General features: G+C 71.0%; 17 protein-coding genes. 5 read left to right on the top strand and 12 right to left on the bottom strand.

The window, feature by feature from the left end; all coding sequences use genetic code 11:
- Positions 1 to 254: 254 nt before the first annotated feature.
- Positions 255 to 458: a cold-shock protein gene (locus ACIRA5_RS33975; RefSeq protein ID WP_030872951.1), complete on the bottom strand. Its 204-nt coding sequence runs from the start codon at positions 456 to 458 to the stop codon at positions 255 to 257.
- 303 nt (positions 459 to 761) lie between these two features.
- Complete coding sequence (locus ACIRA5_RS33970; RefSeq protein WP_403697455.1) at positions 762 to 2,198, bottom strand: MFS transporter; 1,437 nt, start codon at positions 2,196 to 2,198, stop codon at positions 762 to 764.
- Between the two features lie 97 nt (positions 2,199 to 2,295).
- Between ACIRA5_RS33970 and ACIRA5_RS33965 the strand changes: the two genes are divergently transcribed.
- Positions 2,296 to 2,916 carry a helix-turn-helix domain-containing protein gene (locus tag ACIRA5_RS33965; RefSeq protein ID WP_403697452.1) on the top strand — a complete coding sequence of 207 codons (621 nt, stop codon included), beginning with the start codon at positions 2,296 to 2,298 and terminating at the stop codon, positions 2,914 to 2,916.
- 61 nt (positions 2,917 to 2,977) lie between these two features.
- Here ACIRA5_RS33965 and ACIRA5_RS33960 read toward each other — a convergent pair whose 3' ends face one another.
- The 5 genes from ACIRA5_RS33960 to ACIRA5_RS33940 form a co-directional block, all read right to left on the bottom strand.
- Positions 2,978 to 3,904 carry a GlxA family transcriptional regulator gene (locus ACIRA5_RS33960; RefSeq protein ID WP_403697450.1) on the bottom strand — a complete coding sequence of 309 codons (927 nt, stop codon included), beginning with the start codon at positions 3,902 to 3,904 and terminating at the stop codon, positions 2,978 to 2,980.
- Complete coding sequence (locus tag ACIRA5_RS33955; protein ID WP_403697448.1) at positions 3,901 to 4,452, bottom strand: cysteine hydrolase family protein; 552 nt, start codon at positions 4,450 to 4,452, stop codon at positions 3,901 to 3,903. Before ACIRA5_RS33955 ends, ACIRA5_RS33960 begins: the two co-directional genes overlap by 4 nt.
- A 259-nt stretch (positions 4,453 to 4,711) precedes the next feature.
- Entirely contained in the window at positions 4,712 to 5,134 is a 423-nt protein-coding gene (locus ACIRA5_RS33950; protein ID WP_403697445.1) for a pyridoxamine 5'-phosphate oxidase family protein, read from the bottom strand.
- 121 nt (positions 5,135 to 5,255) lie between these two features.
- Positions 5,256 to 5,951 carry a helix-turn-helix domain-containing protein gene (locus ACIRA5_RS33945; protein WP_403697442.1) on the bottom strand — a complete coding sequence of 232 codons (696 nt, stop codon included), beginning with the start codon at positions 5,949 to 5,951 and terminating at the stop codon, positions 5,256 to 5,258.
- Between the two features lie 18 nt (positions 5,952 to 5,969).
- Positions 5,970 to 7,040, bottom strand: coding sequence for a zinc-dependent alcohol dehydrogenase family protein (locus tag ACIRA5_RS33940; protein WP_403697440.1), 1,071 nt, complete (start codon positions 7,038 to 7,040; stop codon positions 5,970 to 5,972).
- A 309-nt stretch (positions 7,041 to 7,349) separates the two neighbouring features.
- Between ACIRA5_RS33940 and ACIRA5_RS33935 the strand changes: the two genes are divergently transcribed.
- Positions 7,350 to 7,934, top strand: coding sequence for a hypothetical protein (locus tag ACIRA5_RS33935; RefSeq protein ID WP_403697437.1), 585 nt, complete (start codon positions 7,350 to 7,352; stop codon positions 7,932 to 7,934).
- Positions 7,935 to 7,978: 44 nt separating this feature from the next.
- Here ACIRA5_RS33935 and ACIRA5_RS33930 read toward each other — a convergent pair whose 3' ends face one another.
- Positions 7,979 to 8,887, bottom strand: a complete 909-nt coding sequence (locus tag ACIRA5_RS33930) for a universal stress protein (RefSeq protein ID WP_403697435.1) — start codon at positions 8,885 to 8,887, stop codon at positions 7,979 to 7,981.
- A gap of 198 nt (positions 8,888 to 9,085) precedes the next feature.
- On the opposite strand from ACIRA5_RS33930, the gene ACIRA5_RS33925 reads away from it, so the two are divergent.
- The 3 genes from ACIRA5_RS33925 to ACIRA5_RS33915 all read left to right on the top strand — a co-directional run bounded on the left by ACIRA5_RS33925 (position 9,086) and on the right by ACIRA5_RS33915 (position 11,077).
- A complete protein-coding gene (locus ACIRA5_RS33925) occupies positions 9,086 to 9,550 on the top strand; it encodes a Crp/Fnr family transcriptional regulator (protein WP_403697432.1) in 465 nt (154 codons plus the stop codon).
- Between the two features lie 28 nt (positions 9,551 to 9,578).
- A complete protein-coding gene (locus ACIRA5_RS33920; RefSeq protein ID WP_403697755.1) occupies positions 9,579 to 10,241 on the top strand; it encodes a CBS domain-containing protein in 663 nt (220 codons plus the stop codon).
- A 134-nt stretch (positions 10,242 to 10,375) separates the two neighbouring features.
- Positions 10,376 to 11,077, top strand: a complete 702-nt coding sequence (locus ACIRA5_RS33915; RefSeq protein ID WP_403697429.1) for a response regulator — start codon at positions 10,376 to 10,378, stop codon at positions 11,075 to 11,077.
- Between the two features lie 114 nt (positions 11,078 to 11,191).
- Here ACIRA5_RS33915 and ACIRA5_RS33910 read toward each other — a convergent pair whose 3' ends face one another.
- The 4 genes from ACIRA5_RS33910 to ACIRA5_RS33895 form a co-directional block, all read right to left on the bottom strand.
- Positions 11,192 to 12,952, bottom strand: coding sequence for a GAF domain-containing protein (locus ACIRA5_RS33910; RefSeq protein WP_403697427.1), 1,761 nt, complete (start codon positions 12,950 to 12,952; stop codon positions 11,192 to 11,194).
- 90 nt (positions 12,953 to 13,042) lie between these two features.
- Positions 13,043 to 15,430 carry a glycoside hydrolase family 65 protein gene (locus ACIRA5_RS33905; protein ID WP_403697425.1) on the bottom strand — a complete coding sequence of 796 codons (2,388 nt, stop codon included), beginning with the start codon at positions 15,428 to 15,430 and terminating at the stop codon, positions 13,043 to 13,045.
- A gap of 2 nt (positions 15,431 to 15,432) precedes the next feature.
- Positions 15,433 to 16,155: an HAD family hydrolase gene (locus ACIRA5_RS33900; RefSeq protein ID WP_403697422.1), complete on the bottom strand. Its 723-nt coding sequence runs from the start codon at positions 16,153 to 16,155 to the stop codon at positions 15,433 to 15,435.
- Positions 16,156 to 16,290: 135 nt separating this feature from the next.
- Positions 16,291 to 18,690, bottom strand: coding sequence for a phosphoketolase (locus ACIRA5_RS33895; RefSeq protein ID WP_403697419.1), 2,400 nt, complete (start codon positions 18,688 to 18,690; stop codon positions 16,291 to 16,293).
- Between the last annotated feature and the right edge of the window lie 47 nt (positions 18,691 to 18,737).

Genomic DNA, 18,737 nt, shown 5'->3' with positions numbered 1-18,737 from the left:
GAGCGGCGCGGTCTCGACAGTGAGATCGGGCATTCCGCGAGTGAGGTCTTGGCGGATTCACACCCGGAGCGTCGGGGTCGAGCATCCCCGGGGGATTCGGTGGAGCCTACCCCCAGGGGCGGGGCCGCGGCGCCCCTGCATCATGCCGTGGGTGACATCACCACGGTCCTGGCTGAGCGGCTGCGCCCCGGAAAGCGGCGAGCTGGGGTCCGCACCCCAAGGTGCGGGCCCCAGCTGCGAAGTACGTGTCAGCGTCAGGCGGGAACGATGTTCTCAGCCGTCGGGCCCTTCTGACCCTGCGCGATGTCGAAGGTCACCTTCTGGCCCTCCGACAGCTCACGGAAGCCCTGGGCGGCGATGTTCGAGTAGTGGGCGAAGACGTCCGCGCCACCGCCGTCCTGCTCGATGAAGCCGAAGCCCTTTTCCGCGTTGAACCACTTCACGGTACCGGCAGCCATGTCAAATCTCCTTCGGGACGGTGTTCGGAGTCTCGCACTATGCGCACCCCGCGTCGCCGCGATGATTATCCCGCCGGAAAATTCGCCGGAGCCGAAAAAGGGCGCCACCAGCAGATGAAGCCGGTGAGGGCACTTGCAAGATTTCGGGAACCACAACTGCAACTGAGATCTACAGTAGCACGTTGCGATCGATCGTGTGCGATAAATACCCCACGCCACCTGCCGATACGGTCGATGCAGGAAAACTCGCTGCACCTTCCGTCATTTTCTCACTTCACGGGCACAGATATTGGTTCAGTCGGCTCACCGTGATTGCGGGGAGGTGGGGCGACTCGTGCCGCTCTTCGGCCGTGCCGCGTGGGCCACGAGGAGCAGGAACAGTCCGCAGGCGGCGACCAGGATCCAGCCCGGACGGGACGCGTGGGCGAGTCCCGCCGGGGCGGTGCCCGCGACCAGGCCGCCGGCGATGGCTATGCCGAGCGCGGAGCCGAGCTGGCGTGCGGTGGATGTGATCGCTCCGGCCACGCCGGCACGGGCGGAAGGCAGTCCGCTCACCGCGGTGTTGGTGATCGGCGCGTTGGCGAAGCCGAACCCGACGCCGATGAGCAAGTAGGCCGCCAAGAGCAGGAGCACGCTCGTGTGCTGGTCGAGCCCGACCAGGCAGAGTCCGCCCACCGTGATGAAACCGCCGGCCAGGACAAGCGGCAACCGCGGTCCGGTACGACCGACCAGGCGGCCGGACAGCGGTGCGCAGACGGTCGCTCCGACAGCCATGGGCAAGGTCGCCACCCCGGCGGCCAGTGGTGTCCATCCTCGGGCGTGTTGCAGGTAGAGGGTGTTGAGCAGGAGCGTCACGTTCAGGGCGACGAAGACCGCCACCGCGCCCAGCACGGCACTGCTGAAGACCGGATGCCGGTAGAGCCGTAGATCCATGAGCGGTTCGCTCCTTCGGGATTCGACCGACACGAATCCGACTGCCGCCACGACGGCGATCGCGTACGCGGCCAGCGCGGGAACCGACGCCCAACCGATGCGCGGTCCTTCGATGAGGACGCCGACCGAGACGCCGATGACGACGGTCAGCAGGCCCTGCCCCGGGAGGTCGAGCCGCTGTGCTCGCGGTGCCCGGGACTCCGGCACGAACAGCGCGCTGAGCACGAGGGCGGCCACGATGACCGGCGCGTTGATCCAGAACACCGACCGCCATCCGAAACCCGCGATGAGGGCGCCGCCCGTGACAGGGCCGGCGGCCATGCTGAGTCCGAAGACCGACGCCCAGACGCCGATCGCCTGTGCACGCTCCCTCGGGTCGGGCATCGCGTTGACCACGATCGCGAGAGCCACGGGGCTGAGCATCGAGGCGCCGATTCCCTGGACGGCTCGGGCCGCGATCAGCACGCCCACCGAAGGGGCGATCGCGCAGACCAGCGACGCCGCGCCGAACACGACCAGGCCGATCTGGAACACCCGTCGGCGTCCGAACCGGTCCGCCAGCGCGCCGGAGGAGATCAGGAGACTGGCCAGGACCAGCGTGTACGCGTCCACGGTCCATTCGAGGCTGCGGGTCCCGATGCCCAGGCCGTGCCCGATCGCCGGCAGTCCGACATTGACGATGGTGGTGTCCAGGCCCACCAGGAACATGCTCAGGCAGCAGACGGCCAGCACCGTCCAGCGCCTGCGTGCGCTCAGAACGGGCTGAACGGGGTCAAGTGGCTGAAGGGGATGGGTGGTCGCGGTCACCTGGTACCTCTCACGTCCGGAAGGGGCTGTCCGGCAAGGCTCAGGCCGGACCGCACCCGCCGCCCATCAAATTTGCGAAGGCTGCAAACTGGACCCCATGGACGCGGAGCTGGAACAGATCATCGACGGCATAGGCCCCCGGCTGCGCACGCTGCGCCGGGACCGCGGGCTCACGCTGGAGGCGCTCGCGGCGACGACCGGAATGTCGGTGAGCACGCTGTCGCGTCTCGAGTCGGGCAAGCGGCGCCCGACTCTGGACTTGCTCATCCCGCTCGCGCGTACGCACCGCGTCGCACTCGACCAGCTGGTGGCCGCGCCGGCCACCGGTGATCCTCGGGTGCATCTCAAGCCCTTGCGCAAGGGTCACGGCAGCGTCCTTGTGCCTCTGACGCAGTACCCGGGTCGGGTGCAGGTGTTCAAGCAGGTACTGGCTCCCCGCGAGCCGGTGTTGGTGACCCATGACGGTTATGAGTGGCTCTACGTCCTCGCGGGCGAACTGCGCCTCATCCTCGGAGAGCGGGACTGCACACTCCACCCGGGCGAAGTGGCCGAGTTCGACACCAGAGAACCGCACTGGTTCGGTCCGGCGAACACCAGCGCCGTCGAAATCCTGCACCTGTTCGGACCGCGAGGCGATCAAGCCGTGGTCCGCACGCAACCCTCCCCATCCGACTCCGACCGGGCGACCGCCACCACCCCGCCGTCGACAACGTCATGAGTCAACAACCCTGCGGGTCAATACACCTAGGTCATGCGAGGCCGTGCCAAGCCGGAACGGCTCACCTCGTCGCCTCGGAAGGCGCGCGGGAACGCAGCCGGCGGAGCATCCGAACGTCCTGGAAGCCCACCTCGCGGGCCGCGGCATCCACCGTCGTGCCGTGGCCGATCAGGTGCTCCGCGCGTTCCACTCTCAGGGTCTGCTGGTAGCGCAGCGGCGTCAGGCCGCCCGTGGCACGGTGAAACATCCGGGTCAGCGTGCGTTCGCTGACGCCGACGCTGGCGGCCACGTAGGCGAGCGGCAGTGGTTCGGCGAATCGCGCGTCGATGAGGTCCTGAGCGCGATGGACGGCGTCGTCGAGGTGGGACCGGTGCCGGAGCATGGCGCTGGCCTGCGGCTCGTGGCCGTTGCGGCGGGCGTAGACGACCATGTCCCGCGCCACCTGGGCGGCGAGTGCGGGACCGTGGCGGACGGCCAGCAGATGCAGCGCCAGGTCGATGCCGCTGGCGATGCCGGCCGACGTCACCACGCGGTCGTCGGTGGTGAACAGCACATCCCGCACCACGATCGCCCGGGGGTGGCGGGCCGCCAGCTCGTCCTGGAGGTGGTGGTGCGTGGTGCACCTGCGCCCGTCCAGCAGCCCAGCGCGGCCGAGGGCCTCGGCCCCGGCACACACGCTGGCGACAGCGCCCCCGGCGGTGTGGTGGGCGCGCAGCCGCTCCAGCACGGACGGGCCCAGCTCGGGGCCGCCGCGCAGTGTGGACGCCCTCCACCCCGGCACCACCACCAGGTCGTCGGCGCTCAGCTCCGGCCACTGGGTGTGGGCGGCCAACGGCAGTCCCTGGGCGCTGCACACCTGTTCCTGGTCGGCGACGTAGCTCAGCCGGTAGGGCTGTCCGAAGTCCCCCGCCATGCTGAAGACCTGGGCCGGTCCGGCGAGGTCGAGCAGGTGGACGCCGGGTACGAGGACGAAGACGACATGGCTCACGCCTGGGATGCTCCCAGCTCCGCCTCCCGTTCGGCCACCGTGGAGATCCGGGCGAACCGGTCGCGCAGGACGGCCTCCGTGCGCTCGATGATCGCGTCGGCGCTCAGGTCACCGATCGGATTGGTGGTCGTGGCGTCGGTGACGAAGACCATCCGGTATCCGAGGTCGCTTCCCACCCGGGTGGTGGTTTCCACGCACTGCTCGGTACGGATGCCGCAGACCGTCAGCTCGCGCACGCCCGCCTCGGTGAGCAGTTGTTGCAGATGGGTGGTGGTGAAGGCGTTGTGGGAGGTCTTGTACAGGACTGGCTCACCGGACTGCGGCTGCTCCAGTTCGTCCAGCAGGCGGACGTGCCCCTCAGCCGGGTCGAAGACGCCGCCGCTGCCGGGCTCCGTGTGGAGGACCCAGACGACCAGGTCGCCGTTGGCGCGGGCGAGTCGCACCAGACGGTTGACCGGTTCCGCGATCTTCGGATTGGCGATCTGCTCCCACAGCGCGCGGGCTCGGAAGGATTCCTGGACATCGATCACGATCAGCGCTCGGTTCATGCCTCCCATTCTGACCTGGCCGGATACCGGATCCGCAGGCCTGATCCAGGCCGGCACCGGAACGATCCGGTCAGTGGCGTGAGGGCTCGGTGCGCGAGCTCGCGGAAATGAGACGCGGCGTTGTGCCGTCTCCGACAGGAGCCACCCGAGCGAAATGCTGACCCTGCGCACCGACTGGGCGAGGCGTCCGGGGCCGAACTCGTCGTCGGCGGCGAGCCACACCGAGCTCGCGGTGCCGGAACACACGCCGGCCGGCCTCTCAGTACGCGGCGAGCCCTGCGACGAGTTGACGGCCGGTCACCAACTCGGGCTCGATGCGGATGAAGACCTCCTTGGGTGAGGCCACCCATGAGCGCGGACCGGTCCGGGCCAGCCGGCCCTGCTCCACGGGATCGGTCACCACCGTCGCACGGCCGGTGACCACGACACTCCAGCCGGAGGGCGCCGTCGCATCCACCTCGTCCGCTTCGAAGGCGATCACCACGCCGTCGACCGCGGCGGCCAGTTCCGAGTCGGCGGACGTACGCATCAGTACCGCGGAGTCGACGTCCAGGCAGAAGTTGACCGGCAGCACCGCGGGCAGCGCGTGGCGCGTGTGCACGACCCGACCGATCGGTGCCCGCTCCAGCAGACGCAGGCATTCCTCGCGGTCGAGTTCACGGAAGCCGTCGTTGGCGTTCATCGCCGGGTCCAACCTTCACGGGGTACAGCGGTACGCGTCTCAGCGTGTGGGGCGACGGGCGCCGGGAAGAGGGCCCACCGGCACGGGACGGCTCAAGAGCGACGCCCCTCGACTCCGGCGGTCAGGGCACATCGATCCGGCGCCCGGTGATGTCGACCGGATCGACGCTCACCCACAGGGACCGCTCGCCGCCCGCCCACGGATCGCTGTACGCGCGTTCCTCCAGCCGGCGCGCCGCGTCGGCGTCCGTCACGGCCCTCGCGCGGCCCCGCACGAGAACGCTCCAGCCCTGGCTGAGCGCTTCGTCGATGTGGTCCACCTCGAAGGCCACGTCGGTCCCGACGGCCTGGGCGGAAGTCGTACCCGGTGCCGTCCGGAAAGCGATCGCACCGTCGACGACGCTGTAGTTCAGGGGGACGATCTGCGGCCCTTCGGCGGTCTCTGTCGCCAGTCTTCCCACGCCGTGTGTCGACAGCCGCGCCCAGCACTCCTCCGCGCTCAATTCGATCAGCCGCGCGTGGTGGGCGGCTCGGCCGGTCCCGGGTGGCAGGTCCGCCTCACCACCGCGCAGGGCCGCGACGCTCGTCTCGAGGACGTCGGCGAGCCTGATGAGAACTCCTGGGCCCGGAGTGGCGGTGGACTGTTCCTCCAGGTACCGGACGTAGCCGGGAGCCGTGCCCGCCCTGTAGGCGGTCTCCTCCCGGGTCAGGCCGAGTTCTTCACGCCGTCGGGCGATACGGCGACCGATGTCGCCCCGCGCGCTGTCCGCGCTGTCCGCGGTGGCCGACACGGCGTTCGGGGATGTCTGTTCACTCATGGCCGTCACTTCCTCCTGTCAGGGCGTCCTGACCGTCAGGGCGTCGTGCTGCGGTGCGCCGAGGACGACCTTGAGCGCGCCTGTGTCGGCGGCCCGCGAGAAGACGTCGTACGCCTCCTCCATCGCGTCCAACGGGAAGGCGTGGGTGACCAGTGACGACGTGGGCAGTTGCCCGGCGGCCGTCATGCGCAGCAGGGTGGGCGTGGAGTACGTGTCGACCAGGCCGGTGGTGATCGTCACGTTCTTGCTCCACAGGTCTTCGAGGTGGAGTGTCACGGGCTTGCCGTGCACGCCGACGTTGGCCACGTGCCCGCCGGGCCGCACCATGCGCGTACACGCCTCGAAGCTCGCGGGCACCCCCACCGCCTCGATGACCACATCGGCACCCAGGCCCTCGGTGAGGTCGGCGACCAACTGCTCCGCCTCCTCCCCCGCCGCGGCCACCGCGTCGGCGCCGAGGCGCTTGGCGGCGTCCAGCCGGGCCGGGACCAGGTCCACGGCGATGATCTTCCCCGGGCTGTACAGCCGGGCCGTGGCGATCGCGGCGAGCCCGATCGGCCCCGCTCCGACCACGACGAGCGTGTCCGCGGGCCGTACCCGCCCGTTCAGCACGCCCACCTCGTAGGCGGTGGGGAAGATGTCGGCCAGCAGCACGGCGTCCTTGCTGTCCACCGCGCCCGGCAGCAGATACGTCGACAGGTCCGCATGCGGTACGCGGACGTACTCGGCCTGTGTGCCGTCGATCAAGTGGCCGAGGATCCATCCCCCGCCACCGCGGCACTGCCCGTACATGCCTTCCCGGCAGTAGCGGCAGCGGCCGCACGCCGTGATGCACGAGACCAGGACACGGTCACCTGGGCGGACCGTACGGACGTCGCCGCCCGCGTCGACGATCTCCCCGACGGCTTCGTGTCCGAGTACCGTGCCGGGGCGCACCTCCGGTACGTCACCCTTGAGGATGTGCAGGTCGGTCCCGCAGATCGTGACGGCGTCGACGCGGACGATCGCGTCGGTGGCATCCTGGATTCCGGGGTCCGTGACCTTCTCCCACGCGGACTCTCCGGAACCGTGGAACACGAGTGCTTTCATGACGATCCCTTCCTGGCTCTTGCGGATGCCGGTCGCGGGGCACTACGGCGAGCGGGCGCCCCTTGCCGCGCCACCAGCGCTTGCCGTCGAAGTCGTCGACTCCGACGATGGTGGTACGCCGCTCGACGGCCTGTTCGCGCATGGATCGACCTCGTATGTCCAGCCTGAACGTGACCGTCGCTGTCCGCTTGGGCCGGTCGGTCCCCATCGCGGGACCGGGCGGGGCCGCGACGGCGCCCGCTCGGCCTCTGCCGCCGCGCATTCCCCGACGCGACCGTCCAGTCCATGACGACGAGGAGGTGCGGTCGGATGCGCAGAACCGAGCGTATGAGGCAGCTGCTGTGGCGCTGGCGGAACAACCCCCTGCGCCGGCACGACGACGTCGTCGAGGCCTGGCTCGTGCTGGCCGTGTGGCTGGTCATCGCGATCGGCGGCACCCTGACCGGGCTGCTGACGGCTCATGCCGCCGACGCGTCCTTCGCGCGGCTTCGGCACGAGCGGCACGCGGTGCAGGCCGTCCTCGTCTCGAGCACGGCCCGGACGGTGGGGATCGGGGCGGATACGCCCTACGACCGCGTCCGGGCGACGGTCCGCTGGACGGCGGCGGACGGCTCGACCCATACCGGCAAGGCCCTGGTGGACTACGGCCACCGGGTCGGATCGAAGGTCGTCGTCTGGCTGAACAGCAAGGAGCAGCCCACCACGCAGCCGCCGACCGCCTCGGCAGCTGACGTCGAGGCAGCCTCGCTCGGCGCCGCGGCCGGGGTCGCCTTCGGCGGCCTGGCCTTCGCCGCCGGGCGCGTCGCACGGTGGCGGCTCGACCAGCGGCGCTACGACCAGTGGGGTCGTGAATGGGACCAGGCCGGACCGCAGTGGCGACGCAAGACCACGTGAGACACAGCTCGCCCGGTCATCTCTCACTCGTCCTCCGGGGCTGTTCAGGCGTGCGGGACCACGGCGACGGGGCAGGGAACGTGATGCAGTACGGCGTGCGCGACGGGGCCGAGGTGGGTGCCGAGCCGGGTCTCGCGCACCCGGCGTCCCACCACGAGGAGGGCCGCGCCGGCCGAGGCGTGGATCAGCTCGCCGGCCGCGCGCCCCTCGGTGACGGTCTCGGTCACGGCGACCGCGGGGAACTTCTCGCGCCAGGGGCGAAGCGTCACGACCACGGCACGCTCGTGCTCGGCGCGCAGCCCGGGGTCGTTCTCGGGGGCGAGCCTGTCGATCGCCGCGTAGGGGGACGGACCACTGAAGACATGGACCACGCGGAGCGGGGCGGCACGGCGTCGGGCGGCGTCGAAGGCGAACCCGATCAGTTCGTCGCAGGGCCGGTCCGTGTCGAGGCCGAGCACGACATCGCGGTACGGGGTCTCGGGTATCTCGTCGGGGGAGATTCCGTCCACCGCCGAGAAGTGCTCGTCGGCGGTGCACTCCCCCGCCCGCACCAGCACCACGGGACGCGGTGACCTTGCGACCACCCGCTGGGACACCGACCCGGTCAGGAAGCCCGCGACGCCGCTGATCCCGTGGGAGCCGAGGACCAGCAGATCTGCCTCCGCGGCCGCCGCGAGCAGGGCTTCGACCGGTGCGTCGGCGACCGAGTGGGTGATGATCTGCAGGCCGCCGTGCGCGGCACGCATGCTGTCCGACGCCTGCGCCAGCATGTCCTCGGCCCAGGACCGCTGCGACACGTCCGCGGGCACGGTCGGGGCCGGCCGCGGCTGCCACTCCCAGGCGTGCACCAGGCGCAGCGCCGTTCCTCGGCGCAGGGCTTCTCTGGCCGCCCAGTGCGCGGCGGCCAGGCCTTCGGGAGAACCGTCGATCCCCGCGGCGACGTGTCGAAGCATGGTCCGCACCTTCCTGCGCGCATGCCGGTGGATTCCCCTTCTCCCCTCAAGTCTGGTACCGGGCCGACCCGGGCGCAGGGGCCGGGCAGGCCCTGCCGAGGGGCCCTTCGGCCCATGGTGGAAGCGGGGCCCGGGAAAGAGATTGGAGGTGGCCTGGTCGCGCTCCTGGAAGAGGAGCTCGAGGAAGAGGAAACGATCATGAACGCTTCCACCGCTTCCAGCATGCTGCGGGCGTTGCCCGCCGAGCACGGCGAACGACTGATGCACAGCGCCCGGGAGGTGTCGTTCCCGCTGGGAACCCGCCTCTTCGAGGAGGGACGGCGAGCGGACCGGTTCTGGATCGTCCGGACCGGCACGGTGGCCCTCGACATGCGCGTGCCGGGCCGCCGCGCGGTCGTGATCGAGACCGTCGGGCACAACGAACTCGTCGGCTGGTCCTGGCTGTTCGGACCGCACACCTGGCATCTGGGTGCCGAGGCGACGAGTCCGGTGCGCGCGTACGAGTTCGACGCCGAAGTCGTACGCGCCATGTGCCTGGCCGATCCGGCGCTGGGCATGGCCGTGAGCCAGTGGGTGGGAGACACGGTCGCCCGCCGGCTGCGGTCGGCCAGGACCCGGCTGTTGGACATGTACGCGCCCTACGGCAGCGGAAGTGTTCGCTGACCACGTCGCCAACCACCGAGGAGTCACCGTGCACGGCAGCCCGCACGTCGTCAGCGACGTGATGACCCACACCGTCGCCGCCGTCGGCCGTAAGGCGAACTTCAAGGAGATCGTGCGGTTGATGGAACAGTGGAAGGTCAGTGCCCTGCCCGTCCTGGAGGGCGAGGGCCGGGTGATCGGAGTGGTCTCCGAGGCCGATCTGCTCCCCAAGGAGGAGTTCCGCGACAGCGATCCGGACCGGTACACGCAGCTGCGGCGGCTCTCCGATCTCGCCAAGGCCGGCGCCGTGACCGCCGAGGACCTGATGACGGCCCCGGCATTCACCGTCCGGGCGAACGCGACTCTCGCGCAGGCCGCACGGACGATGGCGCACGCCAAGGTCAAGCGGTTGCCCGTCGTCGACGACAGGGGCCTGCTCGAAGGAGTCGTCAGCCGCGGCGACCTTCTGAAGGTGTTCCTGCGGGACGACGAGGACATCGCCGAGGAAGTGCGCCGCGAGGTGGTGTCGTATCTGTTCCGTGCGCCGTCGTCACCGGTGCGGGTACAGGTGCACGACGGGGTCGTCACTCTCGCCGGGCGTGTCCGGGACACCTCGTTGGTGCCCGTGGCGGCGCGCCTGGTGCGGGCCGTCGAAGGGGTGGTGGACGTGGAGTTCGAGGTCACGGGACCGGCCCGCGGACCTGCGCGGTGACCCGGGGCCGATGCGACGGCCGCGGTCGAGTTGGGCCGGTCGGCCCTAGTGACTTCGGCCCCGGAGGGTGATGATCGTCGTCACAGCGGGCTCGTGGTCCACAGTCCGGTACTGAAACCGAACAAGGGGTCGTCATGGCCGAGGCGCGCACCTTCACGGAACAGAACCCGATCCGGGTCTTCCTGCTGGACGACCACGAGGTGGTGCGCCGCGGTCTGACCGATCTCCTGGACGCCGAGCCGGACATCTCGGTGGTCGGCGACGCGGGCAGCGTCGAGCACGCGCTGGTGCGCGGCCCGGCGCTGCGACCGCACGTGGCCGTCCTGGACGTACGCCTGCCGGACGGGGACGGGATCAGCGTCTGCCGGGAGCTGCGCAGCCAGATGCCGGAGCTGGCCTGTCTGATGCTGACGTCGTTCGACGACGAGGAGGCCCTGCTCGACGCGATCATGGCCGGAGCGTCGGGCTATGTGCTCAAGCAGATCAAGGGCTCGGATCTGGTCTCGGCGGTACGCACCGTGGCTTCCGGTCAGTCGATGCTGGACCCCACGACGACCGCCCGGCTGATGCGGTCGTTGCGCGCGGACCCCACCGAGGCCCCGGCCCTCGCTCCCGAACTCGCCGGCCTCTCGCCCCGCGAGCGCGACATCCTCGCGCTGATCGGGGACGGGCTCACCAACCGTGAGATCGGCCAGAAGCTGTACTTGTCCGAGAAGACGGTGAAGAACCACATCTCCCGGCTGCTGGCCAAACTCGGCGTCCAGCGCAGGGTGCAGGCGGCGGTCCTGGCCAGCCAGCTGGAGCACCCCGGCACCGCCAGCCACCAGAGCCGCTGACCCCAGGGAACACCTCTTCAGCGCCGCAGGGAACGGCGCGGCCGGCCCCCAGCACCCTCACCCGCAGCCGCAGCCGCAGCCGCAGAACACCGGACGCACAGGTCGCCGGCAGTCTCAGCCATGCGCGGGACCGCCCCGCGGGTCCGCGCCGGGTGCGCTCACCGGTACCCGCCACACCAGCCGTGTACCACCGCCCCCGGGCCGTTCGCCGAGCGTCAGTACGCCCCCGAGGGCGGTGGCCCGGTCCTCCATGTTCTTCAGGCCGCTGCGCCGCACGTCGGCCGGCACTCCACAGCCGTCGTCCGTCACGGTGAGCGTCAACTCGCCACCGGCGCACTGGAGCCGGACGTCCACGGCGTGCGCCCCGGAGTGCCGGGCCGCGTTGCTCAGCGCCTCGCCGAGCACCGCGACAGCGTGGTCGGCGATGTCGCCGGGGACTTCGGTCTCGACGAGCCCCTCGATCCGCAGCGCGGGCGCGAACCCGAACGACGTGGCCGAGGCCGTGACCGCCTCGGAGACCCGGCCGCGCAGACGGTTGCCGTCCCGGCCGGCCCCGCCGTGCGTCCGCAGGCCGAAGATCGTGGACCGGATGATCTTGATGGTGTCGTCGAGGTCGTCGACAGTCCGTGTCAGCCTCTCCATGCCCTCGGCATGCTCCATGAAGCGCTGGGCGCTCTGCAGTGTCATGCCTGCCGCGAAGAGCCGCTGGATGGCGAGGTCGTGCAGGTCCCGGGCGATGCGGTCGCGGTCCTGGAGCAACGCGATCTGCTCCGCGTCCCGCCGTCGCTCGGCCAGCTCCAGCGCCAGTGCCGCCTGGTCGGCGAACCCGAGCAGCGGTCCGGTGTCCGCGTCGCCGAACGGTGTGCCGCCCCGCAACCGCCCCAGCAGCAGCACGCCCCGCGCCTTGCCACTGGTACCGAGCGGCACCGCGACGACGGGTCCGAGCCCGGCCCACTGGGCTTCGCCCTCGCCCACACGGGGATCGTGTTCGATGTCGGCGCTGACCACCGGCTCCGCGGAGCTGAGCGCGGCTCCGACGAAACCGCCCCTGGCCGACATCACCAGACCACCGCGCTCCGCCGCGCCGAGCCCCACGGCCAGCGCCGGCCGTAGCTCCTCTTCGCCCGCCACGCGCTCCGCGATCAGCCCCATGTCCGCGGAGACGATCTTCCGCGCCTCGTCGACGATCAGCTCCAGCACCTCCGCGCCCGGCGCGCCGGTCAGCAGGACGCTGGTGACCTTCCCGCTGGCCCGCTGCCATCGTTCGCGGAGCCTGGTCTCCTCGTACAGCCGCGCGTTCTCGATGGCGACGCCGGCGGCCACGGCCAGCGTCGCCAGGACGGACTCGTCCTCCGCGTCGAACTCCCGCCCGTCGCGCTTCTCGGTGAGGTACAGGTTCCCGAACACCTCGTCCCGCACCCGGATCGGTACGCCGAGGAAGGTGTGCATCGGCGGATGGTGGGCGGGGAGGCCGTACGACTCGGGGTGCTCGGAGAGCTCCGGCAGCCTCAGGGGCACCGGGTGCCGGATCAGCTCGCCGAGGAGTCCGTGCCCGCTGGGCAGCGCCCCGATCTCGGACCGCCGCTCGTCGTCGATGCCGACGGTGATGAACGCGGACAGCTTCCGGTCGCCACCGATCACGCCCAGCGCCCCGTACTCGGCGTCCACCAGGACGACGGCGGCCTCGACGATGCCGCGCAGTACCTGGGGCAGGTCCAGCTCCCGTCCGACCGACAGGACGGCCTCCAACAGGCTGTGCAGGCGGTCCCGAGTGCCGCGGACGGCGTCGATGCGCACCTGCAGCTCGCCCAGCAGCTCGTCGAGCCGAAGCTTGGGCAGATGCTGCTCGGATCCCCCGCGTGTGTCCGCGCCCATCGCTTCCTCCGGCCCATTCGGCGGACAAGAGGCCGCACACCAGTCCGCCTGCCCTCACCGTACTGCCTGGCGACCCGCAGGACCGTCCGGTCACTGGTCCGGCAGGGTGAGAGTGCAGGACTCCCCGGGCGCTACGGACACGGTGCGGCCCGCGAGGGCGACGTCGATCGGGTCCTGGTCGGAGGCGGGCACTGCCAGCATCAACTGGTCTGCGGTCAGGTGCAGTTGTACGCCACGATGGCCCCGGTAGCGGATGGCGAAGCCGTACTCGGAGAACTCCGGCAGCGGCACCGGATCGAACCGCAGCGCGCCGCCCCGGGTCTCCAGACCGGTCAGGCAGCGCTGGACGAGATCGAGGGTGCCGGCCATGGCACCAAGGTGGATGCCCTCCCCCGTGGTGCCGCCCTGCAGATCGGCGACGTCCCCGGCCAGGGCCTCGTGTACGAACGTCCACGCCTCCGCGCGCCGTGCGCGGGCCAGCACCCACCCGTGCACCAGGCTGCTCAACGTCGAGCCGTGACTCGTGCGGCGCAGGTAGTGGTCGACGGTGCGCCGCCAGACGGTGTCGTCCACCTCGTGCCCCAGCCTGCGGAAGAGCCCGCCGAGCTCGGCGGGCGAGAAGAGGTAGCCCAGCATCAGGACGTCCGCCTGCTTGGACGCCTGGTAGCGGTTGACGCTGTCGCCCTCGGCCTCCAGGATCCGGTCGAGCCGCCGGATGTCGCCGTAGCGGGTCCGGTAGCCGTCCCAGTCCAGCTCCTCCAGCGCGCCGAAGCCCTCGAACTGGCTGATCACCCCGGCGTGGAAGGGCACGTACAGCTTCCGGGAGACCTCCTGCCAGCCGTCGAGTTCGGCCGCGTCGAGGCCGGTGCGCTCGCAGAGGTCCCGGCGCGGCAGTTCGGGCAGGTCGTAGAGGACATCGAGGGTGCGGGCGATCACCCAGGCCGCGGTGACGTTGGTGTACGCGTTGTCGTCGAGTCCCGGCCGCTCGGCGCCGGGGTAGGCGTCGTGGTACTCGTCGGGCCCGACGACGCCACGGATCCGGTACCGGCCGAGCGTCCCGTCGTACGCCGCGAGGCCGGCCCAGAAGCGGGCGATCTGCACGAGCATCTCGATGCCCTTGGTGTGCAGGAACTCGGTGTCGCCGCTCGCCTCGCAGTACTGCCACACGTTGTACGCGATCGCCGAGCCGACGTGGTGCTGGAGCCGCGAGTGGTCGGGCAGCCAGCGCCCCGAGCGCGGGTTGAGGTGCAGTTGCTGGGTCTCCTCCCGGCCGTCGCTGCCGCTCTGCCACGGGTACATCGCGCCGGTGTGCCCGGCGTCGACGGCGGCCCGGCAGGCCTGCTCGAGGCGGCGGTGGCGGTAGGTGAGCAGGGCGCGCGAGACCTCGGGGAAGTGCAGGTTGAGGTACGGCAGGACGAACAGCTCGTCCCAGAAGACGTGTCCGCGGTAGGCCTCGCCGTGCAGACCGCGCGCCGGCACGCCGACGTCCAGCTCCGCGGTGTGCGGGGAGAGCGTCTGGAGCAGGTGGAAGAGGTGCAGTCGCAGCACCGGGCCCGCACTGTTCGGCACGTCCAACTCGGCGTTGCGCCACAGCTGTTGCCAGGCCGTGCGATGGGAGTCCAGCAGGGCCGCGAAGTCCGGGGCGCGGCCGACCCGGTCGAGGGCGGCGTGCGCCGGCTCCTCGATGGCCGGGTCGTGGGAGGTGTGCAGGGCGACGGTCTTGTCGACCGTGACCGTCCGGCCGTCGGCCAGGGTGAGCCGCAGCAGCCGAGCCGCCCGCGCGTCCTCGTGTGCGTCCACGGTCCGGGCGGGTACGTCGGTGACCGTGCGGGCCGCCAGGCCGATCCTGATGTCGGAGGTGCTGGTCCGGCACTCCAGCCAGATCGTGTCCGGCGCCGCGGTGCCGGTCCGGACGTCCGTGAGGTGCCGGGAGGCGAGGGAGCGGTAGCGCTCCACTCCGGTGTTGGCGACCCTCCCGTCGAGCGCCGTCTCGACCTCGATCTGCCCGGACCAGCCCTGAGCCGTCAACTCCGTGCGCAGCAGGGCCAGATGAGGGTCGGCCATGTGGACAAGGCGCACCTGCCGCACGGTGAGGTGCCGGCTCACACCGTCCTCGACGTACTCGTAGCGCAGTGAGCGTTCCAGCGTGCCCGCGTGCAGATCCAGGGTCTGGCGGTGGTCGAGGAGCTGGTGGGTGTCCGGCGTGAGCCAGTTCCCGGAGGGGGTGCGCACGCGAAGTGGCAGCCAGTTGGGGAGGTTGACCATGTCCTCGTTCTCGACCCGGTGTCCGGCCACGTCCGAGGTGAGGCGGTTGTAGCAGCCCGCCGCGTACGTGCCCGGGTAGTGGACGGGGTCCGCCGCGCACTCGGGAGCCGCGCCCCGGGTGGCGAAGTAGCCGTTGCCGAGGGTGCACAGCGCCTCGCGCAGCCGCTCCTGCGCGGGCTCGTAGCCTTCGTACGCCCAGGTCCAGTCGGACACCCTCAGTCCTCCTTCTGTGTGAGCAGCTCCGCGAGGTCCTCGACCACCAGGTCCGCGCCGTGTTCCAACAGGGCGGTCCGGGTGGCCGGGGTGCGGGCGCGGTCGACGCCCACGACGAGTCCGAATCCGCCGCGTCGCCCGGCCTCGACTCCGGCGAGGGCGTCCTCGACGACGGCGGCCTGTTCGGCGGGGACCCCGAGGCGGCGGGCCGCTTCCAGGAAGAGAGCGGGGTCGGGCTTGCCGGGCAGACCGAGCCGGGCCGCCTCCCCTCCGTCCACGAGAACGTCGAAGAGACCGCGTACTCCCGCCCGTTCGAGGAGTTCGCCCGCGTGCCGGGAGGCGGAGGCCGCGGCCAGCGGGATCCCGGTGGACCGCAACGCCCGCAGCAGGCGGACCGTGCCCGGGTAGGCATCGACGCGCCCGGCGCGCAGTTGCTCGGTGAACAGCCGTTCCTTGTGGGCGGCGACGGCCCGGATCTCCGCGTCGGAGGGCCGCAGCCCCCGGGCTTCGAGGAAGGCCGCGGTTCCGTCCAGGCGTGACTTGCCGTCGACGTGGCGCAGATAGTCCTCGTGCGGGTCGAAGGGGCGCTCGCCGCGTGGACGCAGGAAGGCGTCGAAGGCCGTCTTCCACGCGGCGGCGTGCAGCCGCGCGGAGTCCGTGACGACGCCGTCGGTGTCGAGGACCACGGCCCGCGTCCCGCGCAGCGCGCGAGGTACGCGGGCCATGCCGTTCGGCTCCGCGCTCATCGGTCGTCGGCCGTCATCGTGTCGATGCCGATGCGTACGGTCATGGTGTTGAACTCCCTTACGGGGTGCGGGATAACGGCCGGTGCGGAATGCCGGCCGGTGCGGGGTGGGGGCTCAGCCGCTCCAGGTCCAGTCGGCGACTTCGGGCAGGTCGGTGCCGTGCTCGCGGATCCAGGTGCGGTGGCGGCTGCGGACGTCGGCCATCTGCTGACGGACGGCGGCGGCGCGGACGCCGAGGCCGGGGACGCGGTCGATCACGTCCATGACGAGCCGGTAGCGGTCCATGTCGTTGCGGACGACCATGTCGAACGGGGTCGTGGTGGTGCCCATCTCCTTGTAGCCGCGTACGTGCAGGTGGGCGTGGCCGGCGCGGCGGTAGGCGAGCCGGTGGATCAGCCAGGGGTAGCCGTGGTAGGCGAAGATCACCGGTGTGCCGGTGGTGAACAGCCCGTCGTACTCGAAGTCGCGCATCCCGTGCGGGTGTTCATCGCGCGGCAGCAGCCGGGTCATGTCGACGACGTTGACGACACGGACGGCCAGCTCGGGCAGATGGCGTCGGAGCAGGTCGGAGGCGGCCAGGATCTCCTGGGTGGGGACGTCACCCGCGCAGGCGAGGACGACGTCCGGTTCACGGTCCCCGTTCGCCGAGCCCGCCCACTCCCAGATCCCGGCGCCGCGGGCGCAGTGGTCGCGGGCCTGGTCCATGGAGAGCCAGTCGAAGCAGGGCTGCTTGCCCGCGACGACGACGTTGACGTAGTCGCGGCTGCGCAGCACGTGGTCCGCCACCGACAGCAGGGTGTTGGCGTCCGGCGGCAGATAGACCCGTACGACCTCGGGGCTCTTGTTGAGGACGTGGTCGACGAAGCCGGGGTCCTGGTGCGAGAAGCCGTTGTGGTCCTGGCGCCAGACGTGCGAGGTGAGCAGGTAGTTGAGGGAAGCGATCGGGGCGCGCCACGCCAGCTCCCTCGACGTCTTCAGCCACTTGATGTGCTGGTTGACCATCGAGTCGACGATGTGCACGAACGCCTCGTAGCAGGAGAACAACCCGTGTCGGCCGGTCAGCGTGTAGCCCTCCAGCCAGCCCTGGCAGAGGTGTTCGGAGAGGATCTCCATCACCCGGCCGTGCCGGTCCAGGTGCTCGTCCACCTGGAGGGTCTGGGCCTGCCAGGCCTTGCCGGTGGCGCCGAAGACGGCTCCCAGCCGGTTGGAGGCGGTCTCGTCGGGGCCCACCAGCCGGAAGTCCCGGCGTCGGGAGGTGTCCTTCATGACCTGTTCGAGGAGGTCGCCGAGAACCCGGGTGGGCTCGTGCAGGGTGGCGCCCGGCTTGTCGACGGGAACGGCGTAGCGGTCGAGGGACGGGAGGGGCAGATCACGGACGAGCAGGCCGCCGTTGGCGTGCGGGGTGGCGCCGAGCCGCTTCGAGCCGTCGGGTACGCCGGCGAGGACGTCGGCGACGGGGCGCCCCTCGGCGTCGAAGAGTTCCTCGGGACGGTACGAGCGCAGCCAGGTCTCCAACTGCCGCAGGTGTTCCGGGTTCTCGCGGACCGCGGCCAGTGGTACCTGGTGGGCGCGCCAGGTGCCCTCGACGGGGACGCCGTCGACCGCCGCCGGTCCCGTCCAGCCCTTCGGGGTGCGCAGCACGATCATGGGCCAGCGCACCCGCTCGGGCACGCCGTCCGCGCGGGCGGTGCGTTGCATCAGCGCGATGCTGTCCAGAGCCCGGTCGAAGGCGTCCGCCATCGCACGGTGGACCTCGTGCGGGTCGTCGCCGGCGACGTGGATCGGGTCGTGGCCGTAGCCGCGCAGCAGCTCGTCGAGTTCGGCCTCCGGGATCCGGGACAGGACGGTCGGGTTGGCGATCTTGTAGCCGTTGAGGTGCAGGATCGGCAGCACGGCGCCGTCGTGGACCGGGTCGAGGAACTTGTTGGAGTGCCAGGACGCGGCCAGCGGCCCCGTCTCCGCCTCGCCGTCACCGATGACGCAGGCGACCAGCAGGTCCGGGTTGTCGAAGGCGGCCCCGTAGGCGTGCGCCAGCGAGTAGCCGAGTTCACCGCCCTCGTGGATCGAGCCCGGGGTCTCGGGCGCGACATGGCTGGGCACCCCGCCGGGGAACGAGAACTGCCGGAACAGCCGCTCCATGCCGGCCGCGTCCCGCGAGACGCTCGGATACGTCTCGCTGTAGGTCCCCTCAAGCCAGGAGTTGGCGAGGACCGCGGGCCCGCCGTGTCCGGGCCCCCACACGCACAGCGATTCCAGACCACGGGCCTTGATCACCCGGTTGAGGTGCGTGTGCACCAGGTTGAGGCCGGGCGAGGTGCCCCAGTGGCCGAGCAGCCGCGGCTTGATGTGCGCGGGGGTCAGGGGTTCGGTCAGCAACGGGTTGGCGAGCAGGTAGATCTGGCCCACGGCAAGGTAGTTGGCGGCTCGCCAGTGGGCGTCCAGGGTGCGCAGTTCCTCGTCGGTCAGTACGGTGCTGTCCTGGTGTTCGACCTTGGGTGGTTCGGCCTTGGGCATGGTGACTCCGTAAGTCATCGAGGTGCGTCACGAGGCGTGTCGCAGGG

The sequence above is a fragment of the Streptomyces sp. NPDC096311 genome, assembly GCF_044763085.1.
Taxonomy (GTDB): Bacteria; Actinomycetota; Actinomycetes; order Streptomycetales; family Streptomycetaceae; genus Streptomyces.
This window is presented reverse-complemented; position numbering and strand designations above follow the sequence as displayed.

Bases quoted from the DNA above. Each gene is read 5' to 3' on its own strand.
- ACIRA5_RS33975 (WP_030872951.1), bottom strand. From the start codon at position 458: ATGGCTGCCGGTACCGTGAAGTGGTTCAACGCGGAAAAGGGCTTCGGC.
- ACIRA5_RS33965 (WP_403697452.1), top strand. From the start codon at position 2,296: ATGGACGCGGAGCTGGAACAGATCATCGACGGCATAGGCCCCCGGCTG.
- ACIRA5_RS33955 (WP_403697448.1), bottom strand. From the start codon at position 4,452: ATGAACCGAGCGCTGATCGTGATCGATGTCCAGGAATCCTTCCGAGCC.
- ACIRA5_RS33950 (WP_403697445.1), bottom strand. From the start codon at position 5,134: ATGAACGCCAACGACGGCTTCCGTGAACTCGACCGCGAGGAATGCCTG.
- ACIRA5_RS33945 (WP_403697442.1), bottom strand. From the start codon at position 5,951: ATGAGTGAACAGACATCCCCGAACGCCGTGTCGGCCACCGCGGACAGC.
- ACIRA5_RS33940 (WP_403697440.1), bottom strand. From the start codon at position 7,040: ATGAAAGCACTCGTGTTCCACGGTTCCGGAGAGTCCGCGTGGGAGAAG.
- ACIRA5_RS33935 (WP_403697437.1), top strand. From the start codon at position 7,350: ATGCGCAGAACCGAGCGTATGAGGCAGCTGCTGTGGCGCTGGCGGAAC.
- ACIRA5_RS33930 (WP_403697435.1), bottom strand. From the start codon at position 8,887: ATGCTTCGACACGTCGCCGCGGGGATCGACGGTTCTCCCGAAGGCCTG.
- ACIRA5_RS33925 (WP_403697432.1), top strand. From the start codon at position 9,086: ATGAACGCTTCCACCGCTTCCAGCATGCTGCGGGCGTTGCCCGCCGAG.
- ACIRA5_RS33915 (WP_403697429.1), top strand. From the start codon at position 10,376: ATGGCCGAGGCGCGCACCTTCACGGAACAGAACCCGATCCGGGTCTTC.
- ACIRA5_RS33910 (WP_403697427.1), bottom strand. From the start codon at position 12,952: ATGGGCGCGGACACACGCGGGGGATCCGAGCAGCATCTGCCCAAGCTT.
- ACIRA5_RS33900 (WP_403697422.1), bottom strand. From the start codon at position 16,155: ATGGCCCGCGTACCTCGCGCGCTGCGCGGGACGCGGGCCGTGGTCCTC.
- ACIRA5_RS33895 (WP_403697419.1), bottom strand. From the start codon at position 18,690: ATGCCCAAGGCCGAACCACCCAAGGTCGAACACCAGGACAGCACCGTA.